Genomic DNA, 24426 nt, shown 5'->3' with positions numbered 1-24426 from the left:
CCCCCAACCGCCAGTGCCCAACGAAAGGGTCGGTCGTCCGCGGGACGCACGGTTGAATCACGCGATCCTCGCGGCCACCCGCGAACTTCTCACTACCGGCAGTTACGCCGAGCTGACGATGGAAAGCGTTGCCAGCCGCGCACGCGTCGGGAAGAAAACCCTCTACCGGCGCTGGTCATCGAAGGCGCCGTTGGTCGCCGAAGCCGTGCTGGAGGCCTACGGCGGATCGGGATCGTTTCCCGTCGCCGAGACCGCAGACGTGCGCGCCGACCTGCAGCGTTGGCTCCGCGAGCATGCCGATTTCTTGGCCGGGCCGTCGCACACCGCTTTGGTTCGAGCCCTGATCGCCGCGGCCGCCGCCCGCCCGGCCGATGGCGAGGATCTCTACCAGCAGCTGAGTGCGCCCCAGATGGACGGGCTGATGACGCGTCTACGGTCCGCCGTCGAGGCCGGCCAGCTGCGCGCCGATGCCGACCTCGAAGCCGTCGCCGAGGCGTTGATCGGCACCTTGCTGTTTCGCGCGCTTACCGGCCCGGGCGCCGGCGGGCGTTTCGATGGGCTGCTCGACGCGATACTCGGGGGCGTGGCGAGGCCCGGGTGAGGATCACTCCGGGGAGAAGAACGCACGCATCGCCGCCGAGTAGGCGGCCACGTCGTGTGCGCCCATCAATTCGCGTGCGGAGTGCATGGCGAGCTGCGCGGCACCGACGTCGACGGTGGGAATACCGGTTTGCGCCGAGGCCAGCGGCCCGATCGTGGAACCGCACGGCAGGTCGGCGCGATGCTCGTAGCGCTGCAGCGCGACCCCGGCCTGATCGCAGGCCAGCGCGAATGCCGCCGCCGTACGCCCGTCGGTCGCGTACCGCAGATTCGGGTGCACCTTGAGCACCGGCCCCGCGTTGATCTCGATCAAGTGGCCGGGCTCGTGGCGCTCCGGGTAGTTGGGGTGGGTGGCATGCGCCATGTCGGCCGAGGCCAGTAGCGACGTGGGCAGCCGCCGCAGGAAGTCTCCCCGGCCACCGCCGGCCGCGAGCACGATGCGTTCCAGCACCGTGCTCAGCAGGTTGGACTGCGCGCCGTGGTCCGACGACGACCCGACCTCCTCGTGGTCGAACATCACCAGCACCGCCACGTTGCCGCGCGGCTCGGCCGCAAGCAACGCCTCCAGGCCCGCATAGCAACTGGCCTGGTTATCCAGCCGGGGTGCGCTGAGCAGGCTGGCGTCCGCGCCGATCACCGTCGACGGCGTCAGGTCGTGGGTCATCAGGTCGGCGGCCAGCACGTCGGCAGGAGCCACCCCGGCCCGCTCGGCGACGTAGTCCACGAACGCCCGCGCTTGGGGTCCAGCGCCCCAGACCGCATTGACGTGCCGCTGCGGATCCAGGGTCAGCGACTTGCGATCCTCGGCCAGATGGATGGCCAGCTGCGGGATCCGCAGAATCGGCTCGTCGATTCGGATCAGCCGATGATCCAGCCCTGAGCCGGCGCGCACCGACAACCGGCCGCTGATCCCCAGGTCGCGATCGAGCCAGGAGTTGAGCCACGCCCCGCCGTAGGGCTCCAGCGCCACCACCTGCCAGCCGGCGACGACCCGGTCCGGATGCTGCTTGACCCGCAGGTTGGGACTGTCGGTGTGCGCGCCAACGATCCGGAATGGACCGTCGGGACCGGTTGTGTTCCAGGCGACCAGTGAGCCGGCGCGGACGGTGAAGTAGCGCCCCGGTTGCCCGGGCCAGGGGTCGGCTTCCCGGAGTTCCGCGTAGCCGGCGGCGCCCAGTCGGCCGGCGACCGTGGCGCAGGCATGAAACGGGGACGGGGAGGCGTCGATGAATTCGCAGAGGCCTGCGGCGCTGGCCGACATGTTCAACATCATGGCTGTCCGCGATTACACAGTTAACGATAGGGTCGCCCATGTGCCTCCGGTTCAGCCCCAGCCCATCCTGGCGCCGTTGACGCCCGCCGCGATTTTCTTGGTGGTCACCATCGACGACGGCGGCGAGGCGCCGGTACATGACGCGCTGGCCGACATCTCGGGACTGGTGCGCGCCATCGGCTTTCGTGACCCGACCAAGCACCTTTCGGTGATCACCTCGATCGGCTCGGAAGCTTGGGATCGATTGTTCGGCGGCCCGCGACCCGCCGAACTGCATCCGTTCATCGAGCTGAGCGGTCCGCGGCACTTAGCACCGGCCACCGCCGGCGACCTGTTGTTCCACGTCCGGGCCGAGACGATGGACGTGTGCTTCGAACTGGCCGGTCGCATCCTCAAGTCGATGGCCGGCGCGGTCACTGTCGTCGACGAAGTGCACGGGTTCAAGTTCTTCGACAACCGAGACCTGCTCGGCTTTGTCGACGGCACCGAAAACCCCGATGGCCCAATCGCCGTCAGCGCCACCGCAATCGGCGACGAGGATCCCGACTTCGCCGGATCGTGCTACGTACACATCCAGAAATACGTACACGACATGTCGTCGTGGGATTCGCTGTCGGTTACCGAGCAGGAACGGGTGATCGGCCGGACCAAACTGGAAGACATCGAACTCGACGACGACGTGAAGCCGGCCGACTCCCACCTCGCGCTCAACGTCATCGAAGACGACGACGGCAACGAGCTGAAGATCGTGCGGGCCAACATGCCGTTCGGCGAACTCGGCGCCGGCGAATTCGGCACGTACTACATCGGCTATTCGCGCACACCGGCAGTCACCGAACGGATGCTGCGCAATATGTTCATCGGCGATCCGCCCGGCAACACCGACCGTATCCTGGATTTCTCCACCGCCGTCACGGGCGGACTGTTCTTCTCCCCCACCGTCGACTTCCTCGACGATCCACCACCCCTCCCCGCGCCACTCGAGACGGAGCGACCGGACCCGCCCACCGCACACGACGGCGCACTTTCGATCGGCAGTCTGAAAGGAACCACTCAATGAAGAACAACCTCTACCGCGATCTAGCGCCGATCACCGACCTCGCTTGGGCCGAAATCGAATTGGAGGCGACGCGGACGTTCAAGCGACACATCGCCGGGCGCCGGGTGGTCGACGTCAGCGAGCCCGGCGGTCCGGTCACCGCGGGGGTCAGCACGGGGCGCCTGGTAGACGTGCAAGCACCCACCGACGGCGTAGAAGCGCACCTGCGCACCAGCAAACCGCTTGTCCGCCTGCGGGTTCCATTTACCCTGTCGCGCGACGAGATAGACGACGTCGAACGCGGCTCGCAGGACTCCGACTGGGATCCGGTCAAGGCCGCCGCCAAGAAGCTGGCCTTCGTCGAAGACCGCGCCATCTTCGAGGGCTACCCTGCCGCGGAGATCGACGGGATCCGCAATTGCAGCTCGAACCCCGCACTAATGTTGCCCGACGATCCTCGCGCGATCCCCGACATCATCACGCAGGCGCTGTCCGAGCTGCGGCTGGCCGGTGTCGACGGCCCTTATTCGGTGCTGCTGTCTGCCGATATCTACACGAGGGTCAGCGAGACGACCGAGCACGGGTATCCGATCCTCGAACACATCAACCGGCTGGTGAACGGCGACATCATCTGGGCGCCCGCCATCGACGGTGCGTTCGTGCTCACCACGCGTGGCGGTGACTTCGATCTGCAACTGGGCACCGACGTCTCCATTGGTTACACCAGCCATGACGCCGACTCAGTGCAGCTATATCTGCAGGAGACCCTGACGTTCCTGTGCTACACCGCCGAGGCATCGGTCGCGCTGGGCGCTTAGGAAATCGGGCTAGCGCAACGGCTTTCGCTTATTCACAGATCCAGCACGAGGTCGGTGTCCGGCGCCGCCGAGCAGATCAGCACGCTGCCCGGGCCCGGCGCCTCCAATGGCGGCTGCACGTAGCTGGTCACACCCGCGACCACTCCGGTCTCGCACACGTGGCAGACACCGCTTCGGCAGGAGAAACGGGTCGGCACGTCGCAGGCTTCCGCGAAATCCAGGATGCTGCCGTAGTCCGAGGACCACTGGACGGTAAGCCCGCTGCGGGCGAAGGTGATCGACGGGCCGGTCCCCGGCGGGCCGGGCGGCACGTGTGGTGGCTTGCGCGCCGCGCCATCGACGATGCCGGGGTTTATCGGTGGCAGCGCACCGAAGAGTTCGCTGTGGATGTGCGCACCGTCGAGCCCGGCGGCCACCAGCGCCTCGCGCATGTCTGTCATGAATTGGGTTGGGCCGCAAAGGTATGCCGCGGCATCAGTCGGCAGTCCGAGTGCCGCGATGGCCGGCTGTCCCAAGCGCCCTTGGGTCTGGGTGTAGAACACGAGCTCTCGAGCCTGGGGCAACGACTCGACCAGAGTCGTGACTTCGGCCGCAAAAGCCTGGGTTTCGCGATCGCGGGTGGTGTGCAGCCACCATATGTCGCGGCTACTGCGGGTCGCGGCCAGCGCATGCAACATCGCCAAAACCGGAGTCACACCGATGCCCGCCGAGATCATGACCACCGGCCGTTCGTCATCGATGAGGTAGAAATCGCCACGCGGAGCCGCGGCTTCGACGATCGAACCGGGTTCGATGTGCGCGTGCAGCCACCGGCTCACCAGTCCGTGGTCTTCGCGTTTGACGCTGATGCGGTAATCGCTCGCCGCCGAGGATAGGGAGTAACTGCGCAGCGGCACCGGATCGCCGGCGCCCGGGATCCGCACCGTGAGGTATTGGCCCGGCAGTGCCGGTGGCAGCGCGGCCCCGTCTTCGGCCTGCAGACCAATAGACATCACCTGTGGGTTCTCCCGGCGTATCTCGCTGACCCGCAACGGGCGAAAGCCGTTCCACCCCGGCTCGAACCCGACGGTCGGCGCCGGACCGTCTTGCGAGGCGAGCATGTCGCGGAATGACTGCTGCCAGCCTGGGCTCAGCGCCGGAACGTCGACGACCTTGCGGAGTTGTTCGGCATTGCGGTCCGGCAGGTACAGCAGCGCGTCGACGTCGGCGACACTGAGTTCGTGACGGCCACGCCGGGTCCGCACGATGTCGTCGCCGGCCTGGACGCACCCCTCGGTGATGACGCGGAAATAGAAGCCTGGACGTCGTTGCGACACAAGCAGGTTCGGCATTTCCGGTTCGTCCAGCCGCACGCCGACCCGAAAGCAGGTGACCCGCGGCTGGGTCACCTCGAATTCGGCGTTCCCGATGCGGTAACGATCGCCGATGCACACATCGTGATCGGGCAACCCGGCGATGGTGAAGTTTTCGCCGAAGTGGCCGGGTTGCAGGTCGTCGCGGTTCAGATAAGCCTTCCAGAAGTCGTAGGACTCCGTCTGGTAAACCATGACCGCGCGTTGTTCGCCACCGTGGCCGCCGAGATCGCCTTGACCGTCACCGTCGATGTTGAGACGTCGCACCATGATCGGGCCTTCGACCGGCGTCTTCCAGATCCCGGTATAGACCGTCTTGTCGCGCCATCGCACGTTTTTGGGCATGCCCATATTCACCGAAACAAGCCTGCCCATCACTTCTCCTTTTGGCCGCTCCAGAAGCCTAAATCAGCGGCTCGCCGCCGTCGATCTTCAACGTCATACCGGTCATGAACGTGTTGGTCATGGCGAACAGCACCGCGTTGGCCACATCCTGCGAGGTCCCGATCCGCCGCACCGGGTTTCCGGCAGCGATGTGCTGGAAATAATCACGTTTGCCGTCCTCGCCCAGCGAATCCCAGGCGCCGGTATCGATGACTCCCGGCGAGATCGCGTTGACCCGCGTCGGTGCGAGTTCGACCGCGAGCCAACGGGTAAGGAAGTCCACGGCTCCATTGGTGATACCCACTCCGAGGTAGCCGGCGTTCAGCTTGAAGGCATGAACGCCCGAGAATAGAACGAACGATCCGCCCGGGTTAATATGCGGTGCAACATATTTGGCTAGCATCGTCGGACCGATGACTTTGGTGCCGAACGATAGCGCAAGGTTTCCGCGCTCAAGATCGGCCAGGTTCCCCCGGGCACGCGCCGACGCGGTCGATACCACGTGATCCACCGCACCCAACCGATCGGCCAGAGCGGCAATCGACGCGTCGTCGGTGAGGTCGACCACCTCGGCGGTGACGTCGGTGTCGCGGTAGGCGGTTGCAAGTTTGCCCTCGTCGCGCCCTGCCACGACGACGCGCGCACCTTCCGACCGCGCCAACAAAGCGACCGCTCGCGCGATCCCGCTGCCGCGTCCTACCACCACGACGGTCTTGTCCTGCAACATTTTACCCACGAATGCTCCTCGGCGTGGCACAGAATTGGGATAGTTGACCCAGAATATTCCCGGCTAATGGAGCGGTCAACTCCAGCGGGGGCTATTGCGAGCCGGTGGATTTGATGCATACTGGGATGTATATCCCAAAAGTGCGAGTGAGTCGGCCGACGACCAGACTCACCTGGCGCAGGAGGAATCTCATGTCCGCTGTCCATCATCGTTACGCCACCGTCGACGGCCATCAGCTGTTCTTCCGGGAAGCCGGCGACGCGGCGGCCCCCACGTTGGTGTTGCTGCACGGATTTCCGACCAGCTCGCACATGTTCCGGCGTCTCATTCCGGAGCTCGCCGACCGCTATCACGTGATCGCGCCGGATCACCTGGGCTTCGGACTCTCCGATGCTCCGGCTGTCACGGAGTTCGACTACACCTTCGATGCGCTGACCGACCTGACCGCGGGCCTGCTGCGCAGCCTGGGAGTCGATCGGTACGCGATGTACGTGCAGGATTACGGCGCCCCGATCGGATGGCGGTTGGCCCTGCGCGACCCGTCGGCCATTACGGCGATCATCAGCCAGAACGGCAACGGCTACGACGCCGGCTTCGTGGAGGATTTCTGGAAGGTCGTGCGGGCCTACCAGTCTGAGCCGACCACCGAGACCGAGGCTCCGGTGCGCCAATTTCTCGGCCTGGACGCGACCCGCTGGCAATACCTCACCGGCGTACCCGACGAGACGTTGGTCGACCCCGACTGCTGGCATCACGACTACGCGTTGCTGTCCCGGCCCGGTAATGACCTGGTCCAACTGAAGCTATTCCGCGACTACGCCACCAACGCGCCGATGTACCCCCAAGTGCACGAGTACTTTCGCGCCAGCAGGGTCCCGCTGCTCGCGGTATGGGGACGCGGTGACGAGATCTTCGGGCCCGCCGGTGCCGAGGCCTTCGCCGCCGACCTGCCCGATGCGCAGATCCATCTGCTCGACGGCGGACATTTCCTGTTGGAGTCCGCACTCGATGAGGTCACCGAGCTGATCCGCAACTTCCTCAAGGACCGCGTGCCCGCCTGACCGGGGCCCGGGCGGCGCAGCCAGCAATGGGCCATAGATCCCATAATCGGCGGTGCTCGCGGGTTAGCCTGACGCGATGGCCCATCCCGATGTTCGCGACGAACAACGGTTGACCGCCAAGGGGCGTGCCACCCGCGACAGGATTGTGCAGGCCGCCGCCCAACTGATCGTCGCCGAAGGCCTATCGGCCTCGAATATGGAGAACGTGCGTAAGGCCGCGTCGGTCAGCGGCTCTCAGCTCGCCCATTATTTCGCCGACAAGGGCGCCCTGATTCGCGCAGTGATCAGGAGTCAGATCGGGGTCGTTCTGGACTTCCACCGCCAGCCCCAGCTACGGGAGCTGGACTCGTTCGACGACTTCGAGCGATGGATCGACCTCAACATGCGCTACCTCCGGCGCATCGGAACCTCCGGTGGCACACCCACTTACCACGCGCTGACCGCGCAGTTGGCCAAGTCCGACGACGCTACCCGCACCACCCTGGCGGCCGGCTACTGGCAGTGGGTGGACTTGCTCGAGGCGGCCATCGGGCGGATGAAGGACAACAAAGTCGTGACGGCGAGCACCGATCCACGACGGCTGGCGCTGGCGATCATCAGCGCTCATCAAGGCGGCGCCACGTTGGCGTTCACCTATCGGGCGGAATGGCCGCACGCCGACGCCACCCGGTTTGCGGTCAACTACCTGCGAATGTTTGCCGCCGATCCCGATGAACGCACGCCACGGCCGCCACGGCGTTCTCGGGGTAGGCGCGCGAAGCCAAGGGCGGCAACATGACTGAAGACGGCAAGCCGCGCTTCACCCGCAAAGGACAGGCGACGCGCACTCGCATCATCGATGTCGCGGCCCGGCTGATGTTCGAGCGTGGCGTGGCCAACACCAGCATCGACGAGGTTCGTGCTAGCGCCGGGGTGGGCGGATCGCAGATCTCGCACTACTTCCGCGACAAACGCGACCTGACTCGCGAGGTCATCGCCGCGCGCCGCGACGACGTCATCGAGTTTCACAGCCAACCGCGGCTCGCTGCGCTCGACAGCATCGAGGCGCTGCAAGCCTGGGCCGACGCTTGCGTCGACGACATCGACACCGTGTATCGGCTGGGCGGCTGCGTCTACGGCTCACTGGCGGGCGAACTGATCGAAGCCGACAACGAAGTTCGCGACGACCTCGCGCGCGGCTACGACCAATGGCTGGAGCTGTTCCACACCGGCCTTATCGCGATGCGCCAGCGCGGCGGTCTGCGCCCCGACGCCGACCCGCGGCACTTGGCGGCCTCGCTGGTCATCGCGCATCAGGGTGGTGCGATGATCACGCACGCCACGGGTGACGCCGAGCCCTTACGGGTCGCCGTCAACGCCGCGGTCGACTACGTGCGTTCGTTCGCGGTCGATCCCGGGACCGGTAAAAGGGGCGCCAGGCCGTCTGCGCAACGATCGCCTCGATGACGCCGCGGCACGCCCCGCTTAGAGCAGTGGCGTCAAAGTCTCTTCAGGCCATGCACGACCTTGTTGAAAGCAAGCGTCGTAGCAAGGCCTTTGCGAAGACTCGGCTGCAGCACGCTGATATTTGCCACCACAAGATAGCGCAGGCCCTGAGCGCGCCACTGCGCCGCCTGCTCGACGACTTCGGAAGGCGTTCCGCACAGATGCGCTTGTCGCACCACCGAGACCGGGACTGCGGACGTGTAAGACCGAGCAGACTCCTCGTCCATGATGTACGGCTGAATATCCTGCAGACCGGAAAAGTCCTCTCCCAGAGGATGTATGGCGCCGCAGTCGGCGAACAGTTCCCCCGAGGCCGTCAAAGTCCAGGCTTTGACCAACTCGGACTCCATCACTTCGTTCACATCATCGCGGTTACGCCCCGTGATGACCATTGCCAACATGGCCGGAAGCACGGCCATCGGATCCCGCCCATAATCAGAGGCCGCAGTGCGGACGATGTCGAGATGCTGGGCGTACCGGCGCGAGACATGCGGCGAGTAGGGAAACCACGCGTCGGCAAAACGACCGGTAAGCCGCAGCATGCGAGGACCATGCGCGGCCACCCATATTTCAGGCCATTTCGCAGCATAGGGCGGCAGATCGAACACCGCGTTCCGCAATGGAAAGTAGGGCGACTCGCGATTGACGAGTTCACCACCGGAGTTCCACAGCGCCCGGATGGTGGCCAGTGCCTCCTCAAACCTGGCGACGGGCTTCGACCAGTCCACCCCATAGGGCTCATTGCCTTCGCGCTCACCCGTGCCGATACCAAGAATGGCTCGTCCCTTCGTGAGCAGGTGCAAAGTGGTCACGGCCTGGGCCGTAACCGCTGGGTTGCGCCGGCCCGCATCGGTGACCGCGACGCCGAGGCGGAGTTGACCGAGCCGGTTACGAGCGGCCAAGTAACCAAGCGTCGTCCATGCCTCTAAGTGCGCGTCGCTTCGCGGAATCAGCTTCGCGGCTCCACAGAATTCTGGCTTCCACAATGACCGCGGCAGTAGACCGTTGATGTGGTCGGGGCCCCAAAATGAGTCGACACGAGCAGCCGCGGCTGCCAAGTAGTTGGATCGCATCAGTACGTCGACCGCCGGCCGTGCAGCCAGAGCCGTGTCCATTACGCCAACCCGAAATCCGGTCAAAATGATGGCCTTTCGTCGCTGAGTATGGATTCACGGAGAAAACTGTTGTTACCAAAGCGTTTTCTAACCCGCGCCGCTACCCGGCGGGGTGCATTTGGCATCGCCGCGATCCTCTAATCTTGTTGCCAGGCTACTCATCTCGGGAACCACCGGGTGATTCGACGACATGAAATCCTTGGTGTCGACGGCCAGAAATCGCGAATGTCAGTTGCGCGGCTGCCTGGGCAGCTGGCATTCGCACTACTTACTCAAACCCGCGAGGATCTTCATATCGCCGAATCAAGCGGCGGGGACCCGTGGCAGTGGCTGCCGCCGTTGCGAGCGACACGACTTGACCCGGGCCGGCAACGGCCTGGACATTTTGGGTCTATCCGCCCATAATAATGGGTTATACAGCCCATTATGTCGATGTGGACACCGGGGCATAATGCAAGATGCGGCTTGTCCGCGAAACCTCTTGGGAGGAAATTTCGATGGTGACCGCCAGCAACACGCTGCCGACTGCGCCCGCCGTGGTACGCGAGGAATCCGGCGGGGAAACGATGCGGGCGATCATCCTGTCGGGGTTCGGCGACCTCGATCGCCTGGTGTACACCGAGATCCCCAAGCCACTGCCCAAAGACGGCGAAGTGGTGATTCAGGTCAAGGCCTTCGGCATCAATCACGCCGAAATACACATGCGTAAAGGCGAGTGGGCCGAAGCCGCCGAAGTCAGCGGCATCGAATGCGTCGGCATCGTCGACTCGTGCCCGGGCGGAGAGTTCCAGGCCGGGGCCAAGGTCGCCGCCCTGATGGGTGGTCTGGGGCGAACCATCAACGGCAGCTATGCCGAATACACCCGGGTCCGCGCGGCGAATGTCACCCTGATCGAATCCGATCTCCCCTGGTCACAGCTGGCGGCGCTGCCGGAAACGTATGCGACGTCCTGGACCTGCCTGTTCCGCAATCTCAAGCTGACGGCCGGACAGACGCTGGTGATTCGTGGCGCGACGTCGGCGCTTGGCCAGGCCGCACTCAAGATGGCAGTCATCACGGGAGCCCACGTCATTGCGACCGCGCGCAGCGAGGGGCATTTTCGGATGCTGGAGAAACTCGGCGCCGCTCGCGTCGAGGTGGAGCGGCCGAACCTGGCCGCCCATATTGCGGAGGCCAAGCAGATCGATGCGGTCCTCGATCTCGTCGGCAACAGCACTATCCTCGATTCGCTGGACATGCTGCGCGTCGGTGGCACTGCCTGCCTGGCCGGATGGCTGGGCGGTCTCGCGCCCATCGCTGACTTCAACCCGTTGGCGCGGATGGCCAGCGGTGTGAGCTTCAGCTTCTTCGCCAGTCCAGTCTTCGGGAATCCGGGTTTCGAGGTATCTGGCATACCGCTGGGCGAAATCGCCCAGCAGATCGCCGACGGCAAGCTCGACGCGAAGCCGGCGCGCGTCTTCTCGTTCGACCAGATTCGCGAAGCTCACCGGGTTGCCGAGTCAGGAGAAGCCGGCGGCAAAGTCGTCGTGGTCATGGACTGACCCGCGTGGGCGCCGAAAGATAGGATACGGCAATGGGATTGGCATGGCAGCAAGGTCCGCTGGCGACCGGATCGGTGGGACACTTCCTCACCGAACAGCCGTTGCCACCTCGCCTGCTGTACGCGGAGCCGTTGCGCCGTCGGATGCGGGTCCGGTTCGCGGACCGGTGGATAGCCGACAGCGAAGACGTGGTGTTGTTGCACGAGCCGAGGCGTTATCCGGTCGCCTATTTCCCCCAGCATGACATCGAAGACGGCATCCTGGTCGCCGAGGATCGCGTCACCACACACAAGGATCTCGGTGACACCCAATGGTTTACCGCCCGCGTCTTGAAACAGCAGGCGAACCACGCGGCGTGGCAGCACACCGGACTGCCCTCACATGCCGCGGTGTTGGGCACACGGGTGGCGTTTGCCTGGCGCGCCATGGAGGCTTTCTACGAAGAAGACGAGCGCATTGTCGGGCACGCGGCCGACGCGTATCACCGCGTCGATATCCGGTCTACCTCGAGGCATCTCGTGGTTCACGACGGCGACCGCGTGATCGCGGACACCCAGCATCCATTGGCTCTGTACGAATCCGGCTTCGCGCCGCGCTGGTATGTGCCGCGTGAGAATATCGACGAATCAGCGCTCAAACTCGCTGAGGGGCAAACTTTCTGCCCCTATAAGGGCATCGCCTCGTACTACGACGTCGGCGACAGTAAACACGCGGCGTGGTCCTACGTCAACGCGTGGACCGAAGTGGATCGAGTCAGCAACCTGGTGTCGTTCGAACCCGACAAGATCGACGTCTACCTGGACGGCAAGCAGCTGCACCTCGAGCCCGGTCAGACCGTCATTGCGCACGGCGTTGACCGCGGACTCGACACAGATGAGGTGCTAGGGAAAACACCGCCGGGAAACATCTAATGGCTGAGCCTAAGGCCGGCGCGGAGCGCGTACAGGCGTTCTCCGACGCCGTCTTTGCGGTCATCATCACCGTCTTGGTATTGGAGCTCAAGCCGCCCAGCGCCCACACCTTCAGCGCCCTGCTGCCGCTGTGGCCCACGGGGCTCAGCTATGTGGTCAGCTATCTGTTCATCGCGATCGTCTGGGTCAACCACCACCACTTGTTCGGCTATGCGCAGACGGCGACGCCACGGTTGGTGTGGTCGAATTTCGCCCACCTCTTCTCGGTCTCGCTGATTCCGTTCACCACCGAGTGGATCGCCGACAGCAGGCTGGCCGACGCACCAGTGGCGCTATACGCGTCCGTCTTCGTCCTGGTCAACATCACCTACATCTTGCTGTGCACCGAAATCGTCGATCGTCCCGCGCACGAAGATGTTTCACATCGTCTGCGCAGGCTGTTGCGGATGAGATCGTTCATCACGATCTTCGTCTTCGTCACGGCGGCGCTCATCGCACTCAGCTGGCCGGTCATCGCGATGGTGTTGATCTGCGCGTGCCTGATCGGATATTTGCGACCGGATCTTCCGAACCCGAAGAAGGCGCAGGAGTAGGCATGCCGACGACACCGTCCGTACTTGTTTTCGACGTAAACGAGACGCTGATCGATATCGAGTCGATAGCACCACTTTTCGCGGAACTGTTCGGCCAGGCGGAGGTGCTGCACGAATGGTTCGCTCAGCTCGTTCTGTACTCGATGGCGGTGACCCTGGCCGACCGCTATGTGGATTTCTTCACGCTCGGCCAAGGTGTATTACACATGCTGGCCGATGTATATCGGGTAGAGGTCACCGATGCCGACGTTGGCCGGCTACAAGAACAGATGCGCACCATGCCGGCGCATCCGGATGCACTGGAGGCACTCACATCGCTGCGCGACAACGGTTTTCGTCTGGTCACCCTGACGAACTCACCACACCGTTCCGGCGTCCCGACGCCGCTGGATAACGCCGGGCTCGCGGACCTGTTCGACCAGCAGCTCAGCGTGGAATCGTGTCGCGCGTTCAAGCCGTCGCCAACGGTCTATCAGCATGCGTGCGAAGCGCTCGGTGTGGTGCCCACCGATTGCATGATGGTTGCCGCCCATGTGTGGGATCTCCTCGGCGCCCAAAATGTCGGCTTCAGTACCGCTCTCATCACGCGGCCGGGCAATCCGCCACTGCCGGTGCAGGGCTTGCCGCAACCGACCCTGGTGGTCGGCGATCTGCACCAACTCGCCGAGGAACTGATCGCCGCGAGCTGACCCACGCAAACCACCGGCGACTCGGTTACTCTTCGACGCGTGCGGGGCACTCCCCTCCCGGTTGCGCGGAGCTCCGCCGGGTGCAGGTTGGCGCGCTCGGTCGTGGCCCTGTGCGCGCTCGTTCTGGCCGTCTGGCCCAGCGATGACCCACTCTCGGTACGGCTGGTCACCGAGGCGGTGAAAGAGCCGTTGCGCGGGCTGATTTCGATGGGCGCATACAAGTTCGCACCCGTGCTGGGTGAGCCCGAGAACTCGCTGGACACCGTGCGGCAGAAGGACGGCCTGGTGCAGGGCATCGTCATCCTGGCGTCGTGGCGTTCGCTTGAGCCGACCGCGACGTCCGGTCTCGCCGACAACAACGAGATCGATCAGGGCCTGGCCAACGTGCGAAAGTACAACCAGGACAACCCGAATGCGCCGCTCGCCGTGAAGATCCGGGTATGGGGCGGTTTCTGGGCACCCGACTGGGTGATGCAGGACAGCGGCGGCAAGATCCCCGTCGTGCACACCAACTTCCGGGGTGTCGCGAAGGACCGCACGCTGGGTCACGTGTGGGACGATCGCTACCACCTGCGCTGGGCGCACCTGCAGGAGCTCCTGGCTGCCAAGTACGACGGCGATCCGTTGGTCCATGAGGTCGCGGTCACCTCGTGCATGATGTTCACCGCCGAGCCGTTCTCCATCGACACGCGCCCGGCCGCGGTGGGTCCCCTTCGGAAGGCCGGAATGACCGACGCAAACTACAAGACCTGCCTGAACAGGATCGTCGACGACTACGCGCCGTGGAAGACGACTCGTTTCGAGACACCACTGAATCCGTTCAAGGCCACCGACAGCGGCAAGCCGGTGCACGATGTGGATTTCACGCTGGCATGGATGGCCGACTGCCGAAAGCGCGCGGGCGACCGCTGCGTGTTCGACAATCACGACCTCGACGTCCCGGCGAAGGTGGACAACGACCTCCGCAAGATCTACGCGGCGATGAAGCGCAGTAATGCCGAGGTGGAGTTCCAGACGGGCGGGGCGTCGCCAGCGGATCTGGCAGCCGTGATCGGCTACGGCGTCGAGATGGGCGCGACCAGCATCGAGCTCTACCAGGACTACGGAGGTTTCACCCAGGTGCCGGACGACGACCTGCGCAAATACGCCGCGATGCTCGAACACAATTGAGGCAGCGGCATACCCGGGGAGAAAAGCGGGACAATCAGCACCATGGCAACCACAGATGGATTTCACCCTGATTTCGCCGACGCCGATCAGCAGGCAACGCGCAGCCGGGTGCACCACATCAAGGCGTCGGACATCAGCTCCGACACCGCACAATCGGAAGGACTGCGGCGGTTCTCGGCGCTCAGCGGCAAGTCGGTCGGCGCCGAGAAGCTGTGGATGGGCGAGACACACGCATTACCCCAGACCGTCTCGTCCAACCATCATCACGGCGAATCGGAGACCGCGATCTACGTGCGAAGCGGCCACCCGGAGTTCGTGTTTCACGACGGCGTCGACGAGGTGCGCATCACGGCCGCGCCCGGTGATTACGTCTTCATCCCGCCGTATGTACCGCACCGGGAGGAAAACCCCGATCCGAACATGATTGCGGAGGTGGTGATCGCGCGCAGCAGCCAGGAGGCGATCGTGGTGAACCTGCCCGCGCTGCGTCCGCTCGAAAGCGGTCAGTAGACGGCGATTTCGACGAGATTGCCGTCGATGTCCCGGCAGTAGTGCGAAGTCATCGGCCCGAGCGCACCGGTCCTGGTCACCGGCCCCGCGGTGATCTCGACCCCGCAGGCTTGCAGGTGAGCACGGACCTCGTCGGCAGTGGAATCGGCGATGAAGCACAAGTCTTCGGAACCCGCCGCTTCCACGGACCCGGTGACCCAATCGGGGTCGTCGGCCAGCGCCCCGACAGGTCGTAGGTTGATCTTCTGATTTCCAAAACTCAGCGCGGTTCTGCTGGCCGGCCCGAACGCCTCACGCTTCATCCCCAGGACACGCTCGTACCACGCCGCGGTCGCCGCAATATCGTTGCAATTGACCACGATATGGTCGAACCGTTGCACCGCGAAACCCATCTTTGGCTCTCCTAGCGTTGTGCGTCGAGTGTGCATTCAGAAATTTCAGTGTACGCTCACGGCGCCGCACATGCACACGCGCCACCCAGAGCGCACACCCGATGCCGCCATCGCACAGTCCGGAACGTGTTTGCCCTGATGGCCTTGACCGCGCACGTACGCTAATGCTAAGCAGGTGCTCAGCACGCCTTGCTGGGGGTTGAGGAGGACACATGGCAACCGCGCACCTGGTCTTCGATCCGTTCTCGGAGCAATTCTTCACCGACCCGTATCCGACGTATCGGCGGATGCGTGAAGAGGCCCCCGTCTACTACGACGAGCGACACGACTTCTATGCGCTGACTCGCCACGAGGATGTCAGCGCAGCATTCAAGGATTACCAGACCTATTCCTCGGCGCGCGGGATCGACCTGGCCATGGTCAAGAACAACGCTCTGCCCCAAGAGTCCAAGTCGATGATTTTCATGGATCCCCCCGAGCACCGGCGAATGCGCACTCTGGTCAACAAGGTCTTCACCCCCCGCGCGATCACCTCGCTGAAAGACACCGTCACCGAGCTGATCGAGTACCACCTGTCCCGGATCGATCCTCACCGATTCGATGTGGTCGCCGACTTCTCCGCGCTCTTTCCCGTCGAAGTGATCAGCACGGTCCTTGGCGTGCCCGCCGAGCACCGGCAGCAGATCCGCCACTGGGTGGACACCTCGTTGCACCGGGAACCGGGACAGATCGAAATGGGCGAAGTCAACTGGGAGGCGGTCACCCAGATCGGCACGTTCTATTACAACCTGATCCAGGAACGCCGGAAAGCGCCGCAGGACGACATGATCAGCGGCCTTATCGCCGCGGAGGTGGAGCGCGAGGGCGGCGGCACCACACAGCTTGACGACTTCGAAATAACCGGCTTCGCAACACTTCTGGGTGGCGCCGGTGCCGAGACCGTTACCAAGCTGGTTGGCAATGCAATCGTGCAGTTTGCGCGCAACCCCGACCAGTGGCAGAAACTGCTCGACGACCGCGCCAAGGTACCCGCCGCGATCGAAGAGGTGCTGCGGTACGAGGCTCCGGCGCAGTACAACGTGCGCTGCTCGCTCAAAGACGTTGCACTGCACGGTGTCACGATTCCGGCGGGCAAGCCGGTGTTTCTGTTGGGGGGCTCGGCCAACCGCGATCCCAATGCCTTCACCGATGCCGACAAGTTCGACATCGACCGCGATCGCACCGAGGCGCAGAACCTTGGCTTCGGATACGGCGTGCACAGTTGCCTGGGCGCCGCGCTGGCCCGCCTGGAAAGTGCGATCGCGCTGAACAAGCTGCTGGACCTGATGCCGCGCTACGAGGTGATCTGGGACGACTGCAAGCGGGTGAGCATGCAGAACGTCGCCGGCTGGTCGAACGTCCCGGTGCGCGTGTTGCCCTGAGGTAATCCGTGTTGACCTGAGCGACAATCGATCGATGACAGTCGCGGTCACAACGCTATACCCGGCCCGGCGGGTGATCACCATGGAACCGAGTCCGCCCGCCGCCACCGCGGTCGCGGTATCGGGCGACCGGATCGTGGCCGTGGGGTCATTCGAAGAACTGCGCGACGACGGCAACGCGGTCGTCGACGAGACGTTCGCCGACTCGGTGGTGTGCCCCGGGTTCATCGAACAACACCTACATCCGGTTCTTGGAGCCACCACATTGGTCACCGAGGTGATCGCGACGGAAGACTGGGTCCTGCCCAACCGCACGTTCCCGGCCGCACACTCGGCGCACGAGTATCGGCACTCGTTGCGAAACGCGGAGCGCGCGCTGAGCGATCCTCGGGCTTGGCTGATCTCCTGGGGCTACCACCGGCTGTGGCATGGCGCGCTCGATCGCACCGTGCTGGACGGCATCAGCCGCGAGCGTCCGATCGCGGTGTGGCACCGCTCTTGTCACGAATGGTTCCTGAATTCCGCGGCCATCGATGCGTTGAGCATCACCCGCAACGAGATGGCCGGTCACGGCCCGGCTAGCGCCATGGTCGATCTCGACGGTGGGCATTGGTGGGAGACCGGGATGAACCTGCTGCTGCCCAAGCTGGCACCGATGTTCATGAGCGCCGACCGGATGAGCGCCGGCCTTCGTCAACTGGTCCGCTACCTGCACGGCACCGGAGTCACGGCTTTCAACGAGCCTGGGCTCATGTGGCAGCTGGAGCCGTGGGAGCTGTATCAGCAGATCCTCGGCGCCGAGGACACCCCGTTTCTCTCGACGTTTCTCGTCGATGCCCGCAGCCAAGCCGACGCCGGCATGGATCCCGCCGACGCGGTGGCCGACGCCGAGGCTCAGATTGCCCGCGCGGGTACCGGCAAAGTGAAGCTGCTACCCAAGCACGTGAAGTTGTTCGCCGACGGCGCGATCATCAGTCAACTCATGCAGATGAAAGACCCTTACCTCGACGACGCCGGCCACCCTGACCCCCACCATCACGGCGAATGGATGATGCAGCCCAACATTTTTCGCGCGTTCGCCAAGGTGTATTGGGATGCCGGTTGGCAGCTGCACGTTCACGTCAACGGCGACGCCGGATTGGAGCTGGTGCTCGACACCATCGAGGAGTGCATGGCGGCGCGACCGCGTGCCGACCATCGAACGGTGATCGTGCACTTCGCCAACTCGACCGAAGAACAGATCGACCGGATCGCTCGCGTCGGGGCCATCGTCTCGGCGAACTCGTACTATCCGGTCGGTTTTGCGGACAAGTACTCCGAGCACGGTCTTGGCGCGGACCGGGCCGACGCGATGGTGCGATCGGCGTCGGTGCTCCGGCGCGGTATCCCGTTGTCGTTTCACTCCGACCTGCCGATGGGTCCAGCCGATCCTCTCGCCCTGGCTTGGTGCGCGGTGAATCGCCGCACTCCCAGTGGACGGATCGCCGGTCCCGAACAACGCATTTCAGTCCATGAGGCGTTGCGTGCAATAACGATCGAGGCGGCGTACTCCTGGCGGATGGAGCACGAGCTGGGCAGCATCGCGATCGGAAAACTCGCCAGCTTCACCGTTTTGGGCGAGGACCCCTACGTCGTCGACCCGGAACGGCTGAATCGTATTCCGGTGCGGGGCACCGTCTTCGCGGGACGCTGGTACCCGTTGTCTGCCAGCGCGTGACTGGATCGTGACAAACTCAGCGAATTCTCACCAGATTCTTGGGCGACGCACTGCTCGGCTCAAAGCAACCGTAAAGCCGCAGGCCTCATCATTTATTTCATGACGACTGAAGCGTTGTCCGCGAACCTGATCGAACGCTACCTGTGCACCCGCGGCAGCCGGTACTTCCGCGGCCAGCACGACGGCGAATTCTTCTACGTAGCCAACACCCGTCCGCGGCGGCTGCACGTCCACCTCGGGATCTCCCGTTGGCACGGCGACGAGTTCACGATTCAAGTCACGCCTGGCTGCTTCTTCCCCGCCGCCGACGGCGCTGAACTGGCGGAGCTTGCCGATGCGTGGAATCACGCCAACCGCGACGTTGTGGTGACCGTCCGTGGATCCTCTGACCCGCAGCGGATCGGCGTCGTCGCGCGCAGCTCCCGCAAGGTCCGCGAGCCCGTCGCCTTCGAGGAGTTCGCCACCTACATCGACCACAGCATCGCGGCGGCGATCGAGTTCTTCGCCGAGCTGGGCTCGGTCGCCGAATGCGCAGTGCAGCCATTGCTGCTGGACGCCGGCTAAGCGGCGTCAGTTGCCGTCGGGCCGGGGCTCGCCGAATTCGGCGCGGATCGCGCCCCAGGGGTCGGCATAGTCTCCGGACGAATTCCGGTAGGCGTCACGGCGTTTGAGGAACTGGCGCGCGATCGGAGAGACCAGCCGCATCGGATAGCGCTGCCATCCTGCCGCCGCGCGCATCTCGGCCAGCATGTCCGGCCAGGGATGGCGCTGGAAACGCAAAGCCTGTTGCGCGCGTGCGGTATCCATCCAATCCGTCACGTACCAGTCGTCTTCGCTGTCGGGGTCACCCGGCCGGCCCGCGGGCAGCACGTTCACCAGACCCCTGCTGGCCGCCAGCGTCTTGCCGACATCCGACTGCCGGAGCAGATGCGACTCGTCGCCCCCGATCAGCAAGGTCTCACCGATCACATCTGCGGTGGTCGCATTCGAGAACGCGACCGCGACATCGCGCACATCGACGGTGTGAATTCGTCCGTCGGTCGGCAACGCGCTCTCCAAAAAGGGTGCATCCATACTTAGCGGCATCGCACCAAGATCGACGCTCATCACACCGGCGAGACGCAAGATCACCCAGTCCAGACCCGAGGCCCGGACCAGCTGTTCCGCTTCGACCTTGTGGGCGCCGTAGAGGTCCGCTGGCCGAACCGGGGTATCCGCGCGCAACCACTCGCGGTGCCGGCGCGGATTGCGGGAGCCGTGCACCGCATTGCTCGAGGCCTGGATGAAGCGCACCGGGCGCGGGCAGGCCTTCGCGGCCCGCAACAGCGCCGCGGTCGCGTCGACGTTGACTCGCCTGGCCAGCTTCGGGTGGCGATAGATCCCGGGCGGGATCATCGCGGCCAGATGAATGATCGTCGCCGGGGCCGTCTTGGCAACGAGGCGGTCGACCTCGGCGGGGTCGGTCAGGTCCGCCCAGTACGGCGCGGCTCCCGCGGGCAACGACCTGGCGGCCTTGCGCTGGGCAGACGTGCCGAGGTCGGACGCGACCACCCGATGGCCGTCGGCGACCAACTGACGCACGGTCTGCGAGCCGACCAACCCGAAACCACCGGTAACCAGAACATCTTCGGTCATTTCCCCCCCGATGCACGGCTACCCATAGCAAACGGATATGACATTCTCCTAAACAGAGAGTACCCTATGCCACACGCGGTGTGCCCTAGGGGATCGGCCTCGCGCTGGCAACGATAGGCAGGAACATAACCGCGGGGGAATCGCGATGGGCAACGCGCAGGCAGACAATCACGAAACCGCCAAATGGGATCCGGCGTTTACCGAACAGGTCAAGAACACGGTCGGCCCGGTGGTCAACCGCTGGCATCGGGCGCAAGTACGAAACCTGGAGAACGTCCCTTCGGCGGGCGGCGCGCTGGTGGTGTCCAACCACTCCGGCGGCATCTTCACGCCCGACGTACTGATCTTCTCGTCGGCATTCTACGACAAATTCGGGTACGACCGGCCGGTGTACACCCTGGCTCACTACGGGGTATTCATGGGGCCACTGGACGGCTGGCTGCGTCGGGTGGGGGTTATCGAAGCTAGTCGCGAAAATGCCGCCACCGCACTGCATTCGGGAGCGGTGGTGCTGGTGTTCCCGGGCGGTGACTACGACTCTTACCGGCCCACGCTGAACGCGAACAACATCGACTTCAACGGACGCACCGGCTACGTGCGGACTGCCATCGAGGCCGGAGTACCGATCGTGCCCACTGTTTCGATCGGCGGGCAGGAGACCCAGCTGTTCCTCACCCGCGGCAACTGGCTGGCCCGCAAACTGGGAATCACCAAAGCCCGCATGGACATTCTGCCGGTGAGCTTCGGCTTTCCGTTCGGGCTCAGCGTCATCTTCCCGCCGAACCTGCCGTTGCCGTCCAAGATTGTCACCGAGGTGCTCGAGCCGGTCGACGTCGTCGCCCAGTTCGGCAAGGATCCCGACATCGACGAAGTGGACGCACACGTGCGTTCGCTGATGGAAACCGCGCTCAAGCGGCTGGCCGGCCAACGCCGGTTCCCCATTCTGGGCTGACCCGTAGCAAACGCGGAATCACTACGGCGAGGTGACGTGTGAAAAGACTCAACGGCATGGACGCCATGCTGCTGTACAGCGAGACGCCCAACCTGCATACCCACACGCTGAAAGTAGCGATTCTCGACCCGTCCGATTTTGACGGTGAGTTCGACTTCGAGGCCTTCCGACACCATGTGCGCCGTCGGCTGCATCTGCTGGAACCGTTGCGCTACCAGCTCGTCGACATCCCGTGGCAGCTGCACCACCCGATGTGGCAAGAGGACTGCGACGTCGATCTGGACTACCACTTGCGCCGAGTGCAGGTGCCCGCCCCGGGTGGCCGGTCCGAACTGGACGAGGTCATCGGGCGCGTTGCCTCCACGCCGCTGGACCGCAGCCGCCCGCTGTGGGAATTCCACTTCGCCGAAGGCTTGACCGGCGGCCGGTATGCGTTGATCGGCAAGGTGCACCACGCGTTGGCCGACGGCGTCGCCTCGGTCAACCTGCTGGCGCGCGCAATGGATCTCGAGGGCATGGCGCAGGACGAGCGCGACCATGCCCGGCAGATCGCCGAGCTGCCCCGGCTGCTCATGGACGCCGCGGTGGGGATGAGCCGGGTGCGGCGCCGGTCCAAGCAGCGCGGGGATCACCCGGATCTAGCCGACGCCTTCGACGCACCGTCGACCTTCCTCAACCACGTGGTGTCCCCGCAGCGGCGATTCGCCAGCACCACGGTGCCGCTGGCCGAGGTCAAGGCGACCGCCAAGGCGTTGGGCGTCACCGTCAACGACATGGTGCTGGCAATAGCCACCGGCGGGCTGCGCACGCTGCTGTTGGACTATGACGGCCAAGCGCAGCGCCCGATCATTGCTTCGGTGCCCACTGCGACCGACAAGTCGGGCCGCGTTACCGGCAACGAGATCAGCGGTCTGATGATCTCGCTGCCGGTACACATCGCCGATCCCGCCGAGCGGGCGCGGCTGGTCTCGTTGGCGACCCGGATCGCCAAAGAGGACCACGAAATCATGGGCCCGGAACTCTACGGGCGGCTGATGGCCTATCTGCCCACAGCGTTCGCTCCGGCCGCCTTCGGCTGGCTGGGCCGTCATGACGTGCCGAACAAGCTGATGAACGTGGCGGTCTCCAGCGTGATCGGACCGCGCGAGCGAGGGCATTTCGGCGGCGCCACGGTAACCGAGATCTACTCCACCGGGGTGCTCTCACCGGGCGCGCCCGTCAACATCACGGTGTGGAGCTACGTCGACGGACTCGGCATCGCGGTACTCACCGACGACCAGACGTTCAAAGACCCGCATGAAGCAACCGATGCCATGACCAAGGCCTTCGCTGAATTACGCAGTGCCGCAGGAATTCCCGCGCAGAGTACGTCAGGCGGCGAGAACGGCATCCAGCGCTGAGTAGAACAAACCCAGACCGTCGTCGGAGGGGCCGGTCAACGCTTCGATGGCATGCTCGGGGTGCGGCATCAACCCGACGACGCGACCATTGGCCGAGCTGATGCCGGCGATGCCGCGCATCGAGCCGTTGATGTCGTCGTGATACCGAAACACCACGCGGCCCTCGCCCTCGAGTTCGTTGAGCACGTTCTCCGGTGCCACATAGCGACCCTCGCCCGATTTCAGCGGAACCAGCAGGTCCGCGTCGGGCTCGAAGCGCGACGTCCACGCCGTCGAATTCGATGCCACCCGAAGCCACACGTCGCGGCAGATGAAGTGCAAACCCGCGTTGCGGGCCAGTACCCCGGGCAGCAGCCTGGTCTCACAAAGCACCTGAAAACCGTTGCAAATTCCCAATACCGGCATACCGCGGCTCGCCGCGTACACCACTTCGGACATCACCGGGGCGAATCGGGCAATCGCACCGGCCCGCAGATAGTCGCCGTAGGAAAACCCACCCGGCACCACTACCGCATCCACCGCCTTGAGGTCGGCATCAGCGTGCCACAGGCTGACCGCCTCCGCGCCGACACGGCGCACCGCACGCGCGGCATCCACGTCGTCCAGCGTCCCGGGAAAGGTGATGACCCCGATCCGCGCTGTCACAACACTTCCCGGCTGATCGTCCAGTCCTCGATGACGGTATTGGCCAACAGCGACTCCGCTATCTCGGCGAGCGCGGTGTCATCGACGGTGTCGTCGACTTCGAGCTCAAACCTCTTGCCCTGACGGACATCTGAGATCCCGGGATGTCCGAGTCGGCCCAGCGCGCCGACAATCGCCTGGCCCTGCGGGTCGAGAATCTCCGCTTTGGGCATCACATGAACGATCACCCGCGCCACCGGCGTTCCTCCTCCTCGGATCTTTGTCGGCGCCAACTCTACCGGCGGCAGCTACCGGGTGCGGCTCACGGGCACGAGGCGATATAGGCCTCGCACAGCGGCGCCGTCAGCGAGTCCAGCACCTGAGCGTCTGCCATCGACGGCCAGGGCACCTGCGGCGGCGCGGCAGACCACAGCGTCAGTTCACTGATAGTGCTGCTTGAAACGTGTGCGACCAGGTAGGTATGCATGATCACCGGCCCGCTGATCACGGCGGCCATCCGGTTCGGCTCGTCGGTGGTGATCGACGGCGACTGCAATGGCGCCCCCTGCTGGCAGCCACGCAGCACCGCGACCGCATTGCCGAACACCGAGGACGCGATCGAGCCGCCACGGGCCGTGTCGCCGCGCCAGTGCACGATCTGGGCCTGCAGCTGCCATTGGCCGTCCGGGTGGACCACCGTCGCGCGGGCCGCGACCGCCGACGCGCGTGGGTCCTGCGCAAGTGGCTGCGTGCCACACAGCTCCTCGAACCGGAAACGCGGGCCTGCCCCGACGCCGGTCACCTGCACCGCCAGGCCCGCCAGCGGGGGCCAGTTGTAGGTCGAGTTCAGTGGCACGGCGCGCTGCTGTATCCAGGCGGTGGCCGGGATCTGGTCGCAGACCGGTGGGCAGCTCTCCGGTTCGGCCGGTGCCGGGACAACGAAAACCAGGGCGGCCACCAAGCCGCCGGCGACCAGTATCGTCGCGAAAACTACCCGCACACGACCACCCCCGTCAG

26 protein-coding genes are annotated in these 24426 nt (G+C 64.7%); 17 read left to right on the top strand and 9 right to left on the bottom strand.

Annotated elements, in window-relative coordinates; translation table 11 throughout:
• Positions 1–13: 13 nt before the first annotated feature.
• Positions 14–601, top strand: coding sequence for a TetR/AcrR family transcriptional regulator C-terminal ligand-binding domain-containing protein (locus DB708_RS03325; protein ID WP_108920581.1), 588 nt, complete (start codon positions 14–16; stop codon positions 599–601).
• A 3-nt stretch (positions 602–604) separates the two neighbouring features.
• Here the strand turns inward: DB708_RS03325 and DB708_RS03320 are convergent, their stop codons facing one another.
• A complete protein-coding gene (locus DB708_RS03320; RefSeq protein ID WP_165839710.1) occupies positions 605–1861 on the bottom strand; it encodes a M18 family aminopeptidase in 1257 nt (418 codons plus the stop codon).
• A 10-nt stretch (positions 1862–1871) separates the two neighbouring features.
• Between DB708_RS03320 and DB708_RS03315 the strand changes: the two genes are divergently transcribed.
• Together DB708_RS03315 and DB708_RS03310 are read left to right on the top strand one after the other, a co-directional pair.
• Positions 1872–2933, top strand: coding sequence for a Dyp-type peroxidase (locus DB708_RS03315; RefSeq protein WP_201263407.1), 1062 nt, complete (start codon positions 1872–1874; stop codon positions 2931–2933).
• Positions 2930–3730 carry a family 1 encapsulin nanocompartment shell protein gene (locus tag DB708_RS03310; RefSeq protein WP_108920485.1) on the top strand — a complete coding sequence of 267 codons (801 nt, stop codon included), beginning with the start codon at positions 2930–2932 and terminating at the stop codon, positions 3728–3730. The genes DB708_RS03315 and DB708_RS03310 overlap by 4 nt, the downstream gene beginning before the upstream one ends.
• A 32-nt stretch (positions 3731–3762) precedes the next feature.
• On the opposite strand, the gene DB708_RS03305 is transcribed toward DB708_RS03310, so the two are convergent.
• On the bottom strand, positions 3763–5457 hold the full coding sequence (locus DB708_RS03305; RefSeq protein WP_108920484.1) for an MOSC and FAD-binding oxidoreductase domain-containing protein: 1695 nt from the start codon (positions 5455–5457) through the stop codon (positions 3763–3765).
• Between the two features lie 28 nt (positions 5458–5485).
• Complete coding sequence (locus tag DB708_RS03300; protein ID WP_165839717.1) at positions 5486–6193, bottom strand: SDR family oxidoreductase; 708 nt, start codon at positions 6191–6193, stop codon at positions 5486–5488.
• 191 nt (positions 6194–6384) lie between these two features.
• Between DB708_RS03300 and DB708_RS03295 the strand changes: the two genes are divergently transcribed.
• The 3 genes from DB708_RS03295 (at position 6385) to DB708_RS03285 (ending at position 8700) form a co-directional block, all read left to right on the top strand.
• Positions 6385–7254 (top strand): alpha/beta fold hydrolase, encoded by an 870-nt coding sequence (locus DB708_RS03295; protein WP_108920482.1) that lies wholly within the window; start codon positions 6385–6387, stop codon positions 7252–7254.
• Positions 7255–7330: 76 nt separating this feature from the next.
• Positions 7331–8032, top strand: a complete 702-nt coding sequence (locus DB708_RS03290; RefSeq protein ID WP_108920481.1) for a TetR/AcrR family transcriptional regulator — start codon at positions 7331–7333, stop codon at positions 8030–8032.
• A complete protein-coding gene (locus tag DB708_RS03285) occupies positions 8029–8700 on the top strand; it encodes a TetR/AcrR family transcriptional regulator (protein ID WP_108920480.1) in 672 nt (223 codons plus the stop codon). The genes DB708_RS03290 and DB708_RS03285 overlap by 4 nt, the downstream gene beginning before the upstream one ends.
• A 32-nt stretch (positions 8701–8732) precedes the next feature.
• Here the strand turns inward: DB708_RS03285 and DB708_RS03280 are convergent, their stop codons facing one another.
• Positions 8733–9878: an LLM class flavin-dependent oxidoreductase gene (locus tag DB708_RS03280; RefSeq protein WP_108920479.1), complete on the bottom strand. Its 1146-nt coding sequence runs from the start codon at positions 9876–9878 to the stop codon at positions 8733–8735.
• A gap of 473 nt (positions 9879–10351) precedes the next feature.
• Here DB708_RS03280 and DB708_RS03275 point away from each other — a divergent pair, with 473 nt between their 5' ends.
• From DB708_RS03275 to DB708_RS03250, 6 genes are read left to right on the top strand one after another with little or no spacing between them, the layout of a single operon-like run.
• The gene (locus tag DB708_RS03275) at positions 10352–11395 is read left to right on the top strand and encodes a zinc-binding dehydrogenase (RefSeq protein ID WP_235616596.1); all 1044 of its coding nucleotides are present in this window, start codon (positions 10352–10354) and stop codon (positions 11393–11395) included.
• A gap of 32 nt (positions 11396–11427) precedes the next feature.
• Complete coding sequence (locus DB708_RS03270) at positions 11428–12306, top strand: DUF427 domain-containing protein (RefSeq protein ID WP_108920478.1); 879 nt, start codon at positions 11428–11430, stop codon at positions 12304–12306.
• Positions 12306–12899 carry a TMEM175 family protein gene (locus DB708_RS03265; RefSeq protein WP_108920477.1) on the top strand — a complete coding sequence of 198 codons (594 nt, stop codon included), beginning with the start codon at positions 12306–12308 and terminating at the stop codon, positions 12897–12899. Before DB708_RS03270 ends, DB708_RS03265 begins: the two co-directional genes overlap by 1 nt.
• Positions 12900–12901: 2 nt before the next feature.
• Entirely contained in the window at positions 12902–13588 is a 687-nt protein-coding gene (locus DB708_RS03260) for a haloacid dehalogenase type II (protein WP_108920476.1), read from the top strand.
• 39 nt (positions 13589–13627) lie between these two features.
• The gene (locus tag DB708_RS03255; RefSeq protein ID WP_235616595.1) at positions 13628–14758 is read left to right on the top strand and encodes a hypothetical protein; all 1131 of its coding nucleotides are present in this window, start codon (positions 13628–13630) and stop codon (positions 14756–14758) included.
• Positions 14759–14800: 42 nt separating this feature from the next.
• Positions 14801–15268, top strand: a complete 468-nt coding sequence (locus DB708_RS03250) for a cupin domain-containing protein (RefSeq protein ID WP_108920474.1) — start codon at positions 14801–14803, stop codon at positions 15266–15268.
• Here DB708_RS03250 and DB708_RS03245 read toward each other — a convergent pair.
• Positions 15262–15660 carry a VOC family protein gene (locus DB708_RS03245; protein WP_108920473.1) on the bottom strand — a complete coding sequence of 133 codons (399 nt, stop codon included), beginning with the start codon at positions 15658–15660 and terminating at the stop codon, positions 15262–15264. The two genes, DB708_RS03250 and DB708_RS03245, sit on opposite strands and share 7 nt — an antisense overlap.
• Positions 15661–15872: 212 nt before the next feature.
• Between DB708_RS03245 and DB708_RS03240 the strand changes: the two genes are divergently transcribed.
• The 3 genes from DB708_RS03240 to DB708_RS03230 all read left to right on the top strand — a co-directional run bounded on the left by DB708_RS03240 (position 15873) and on the right by DB708_RS03230 (position 19362).
• A complete protein-coding gene (locus tag DB708_RS03240) occupies positions 15873–17081 on the top strand; it encodes a cytochrome P450 (RefSeq protein WP_108920472.1) in 1209 nt (402 codons plus the stop codon).
• A 34-nt stretch (positions 17082–17115) separates the two neighbouring features.
• Positions 17116–18798: an amidohydrolase gene (locus DB708_RS03235; RefSeq protein WP_108920471.1), complete on the top strand. Its 1683-nt coding sequence runs from the start codon at positions 17116–17118 to the stop codon at positions 18796–18798.
• A gap of 99 nt (positions 18799–18897) precedes the next feature.
• Positions 18898–19362, top strand: coding sequence for a type III secretion system chaperone family protein (locus DB708_RS03230; RefSeq protein ID WP_108920470.1), 465 nt, complete (start codon positions 18898–18900; stop codon positions 19360–19362).
• A gap of 6 nt (positions 19363–19368) precedes the next feature.
• Here the strand turns inward: DB708_RS03230 and DB708_RS03225 are convergent, their stop codons facing one another.
• Positions 19369–20433 (bottom strand): NAD-dependent epimerase/dehydratase family protein, encoded by a 1065-nt coding sequence (locus tag DB708_RS03225; RefSeq protein ID WP_108920469.1) that lies wholly within the window; start codon positions 20431–20433, stop codon positions 19369–19371.
• Positions 20434–20578: 145 nt separating this feature from the next.
• Between DB708_RS03225 and DB708_RS03220 the strand changes: the two genes are divergently transcribed.
• Both DB708_RS03220 and DB708_RS03215 read left to right on the top strand, forming a co-directional pair.
• Positions 20579–21385: a lysophospholipid acyltransferase family protein gene (locus DB708_RS03220; protein WP_108920468.1), complete on the top strand. Its 807-nt coding sequence runs from the start codon at positions 20579–20581 to the stop codon at positions 21383–21385.
• A 38-nt stretch (positions 21386–21423) separates the two neighbouring features.
• Complete coding sequence (locus DB708_RS03215) at positions 21424–22785, top strand: WS/DGAT/MGAT family O-acyltransferase (protein WP_201263402.1); 1362 nt, start codon at positions 21424–21426, stop codon at positions 22783–22785.
• Here the strand turns inward: DB708_RS03215 and purQ are convergent.
• From purQ to DB708_RS03200, 3 genes are all read right to left on the bottom strand, one after another.
• A complete protein-coding gene (gene purQ / locus DB708_RS03210) occupies positions 22756–23430 on the bottom strand; it encodes a phosphoribosylformylglycinamidine synthase subunit PurQ (RefSeq protein ID WP_108920466.1) in 675 nt (224 codons plus the stop codon). The two genes, DB708_RS03215 and purQ, sit on opposite strands and share 30 nt — an antisense overlap.
• Entirely contained in the window at positions 23427–23666 is a 240-nt protein-coding gene (gene purS / locus DB708_RS03205) for a phosphoribosylformylglycinamidine synthase subunit PurS (protein WP_108920465.1), read from the bottom strand. The genes purQ and purS overlap by 4 nt, the downstream gene beginning before the upstream one ends.
• Positions 23667–23731: 65 nt before the next feature.
• Positions 23732–24409: an ATPase gene (locus tag DB708_RS03200; protein WP_108920464.1), complete on the bottom strand. Its 678-nt coding sequence runs from the start codon at positions 24407–24409 to the stop codon at positions 23732–23734.
• Positions 24410–24426: the final 17 nt, after the last annotated feature.

It is taken from the genome of Mycobacterium montefiorense, assembly GCF_003112775.1.
Lineage (GTDB): Bacteria > Actinomycetota > Actinomycetes > Mycobacteriales > Mycobacteriaceae > Mycobacterium > Mycobacterium montefiorense.
Note: the sequence above shows the minus strand (reverse complement) of the source record. Positions and strands in the feature narration are given on the sequence as shown.

Excerpts from the sequence above, each read along its gene's own strand:
- DB708_RS03225 (WP_108920469.1), bottom strand. The coding sequence starts at position 20,433 with ATGACCGAAGATGTTCTGGTTACCGGTGGTTTCGGGTTGGTCGGCTCG.
- DB708_RS03265 (WP_108920477.1), top strand. The coding sequence starts at position 12,306 with ATGGCTGAGCCTAAGGCCGGCGCGGAGCGCGTACAGGCGTTCTCCGAC.
- DB708_RS03275 (WP_235616596.1), top strand. The coding sequence starts at position 10,352 with ATGGTGACCGCCAGCAACACGCTGCCGACTGCGCCCGCCGTGGTACGC.
- DB708_RS03220 (WP_108920468.1), top strand. The coding sequence starts at position 20,579 with ATGGGCAACGCGCAGGCAGACAATCACGAAACCGCCAAATGGGATCCG.
- DB708_RS03250 (WP_108920474.1), top strand. The coding sequence starts at position 14,801 with ATGGCAACCACAGATGGATTTCACCCTGATTTCGCCGACGCCGATCAG.
- DB708_RS03230 (WP_108920470.1), top strand. The coding sequence starts at position 18,898 with ATGACGACTGAAGCGTTGTCCGCGAACCTGATCGAACGCTACCTGTGC.
- DB708_RS03240 (WP_108920472.1), top strand. The coding sequence starts at position 15,873 with ATGGCAACCGCGCACCTGGTCTTCGATCCGTTCTCGGAGCAATTCTTC.
- DB708_RS03285 (WP_108920480.1), top strand. The coding sequence starts at position 8,029 with ATGACTGAAGACGGCAAGCCGCGCTTCACCCGCAAAGGACAGGCGACG.
- DB708_RS03305 (WP_108920484.1), bottom strand. The coding sequence starts at position 5,457 with ATGGGCAGGCTTGTTTCGGTGAATATGGGCATGCCCAAAAACGTGCGA.
- DB708_RS03320 (WP_165839710.1), bottom strand. The coding sequence starts at position 1,861 with ATGTCGGCCAGCGCCGCAGGCCTCTGCGAATTCATCGACGCCTCCCCG.
- DB708_RS03290 (WP_108920481.1), top strand. The coding sequence starts at position 7,331 with ATGGCCCATCCCGATGTTCGCGACGAACAACGGTTGACCGCCAAGGGG.
- DB708_RS03300 (WP_165839717.1), bottom strand. The coding sequence starts at position 6,193 with ATGTTGCAGGACAAGACCGTCGTGGTGGTAGGACGCGGCAGCGGGATC.
- DB708_RS03245 (WP_108920473.1), bottom strand. The coding sequence starts at position 15,660 with ATGGGTTTCGCGGTGCAACGGTTCGACCATATCGTGGTCAATTGCAAC.
- DB708_RS03315 (WP_201263407.1), top strand. The coding sequence starts at position 1,872 with ATGGCTGTCCGCGATTACACAGTTAACGATAGGGTCGCCCATGTGCCT.
- DB708_RS03235 (WP_108920471.1), top strand. The coding sequence starts at position 17,116 with ATGACAGTCGCGGTCACAACGCTATACCCGGCCCGGCGGGTGATCACC.
- DB708_RS03295 (WP_108920482.1), top strand. The coding sequence starts at position 6,385 with ATGTCCGCTGTCCATCATCGTTACGCCACCGTCGACGGCCATCAGCTG.
- DB708_RS03260 (WP_108920476.1), top strand. The coding sequence starts at position 12,902 with ATGCCGACGACACCGTCCGTACTTGTTTTCGACGTAAACGAGACGCTG.
- DB708_RS03310 (WP_108920485.1), top strand. The coding sequence starts at position 2,930 with ATGAAGAACAACCTCTACCGCGATCTAGCGCCGATCACCGACCTCGCT.
- DB708_RS03270 (WP_108920478.1), top strand. The coding sequence starts at position 11,428 with ATGGGATTGGCATGGCAGCAAGGTCCGCTGGCGACCGGATCGGTGGGA.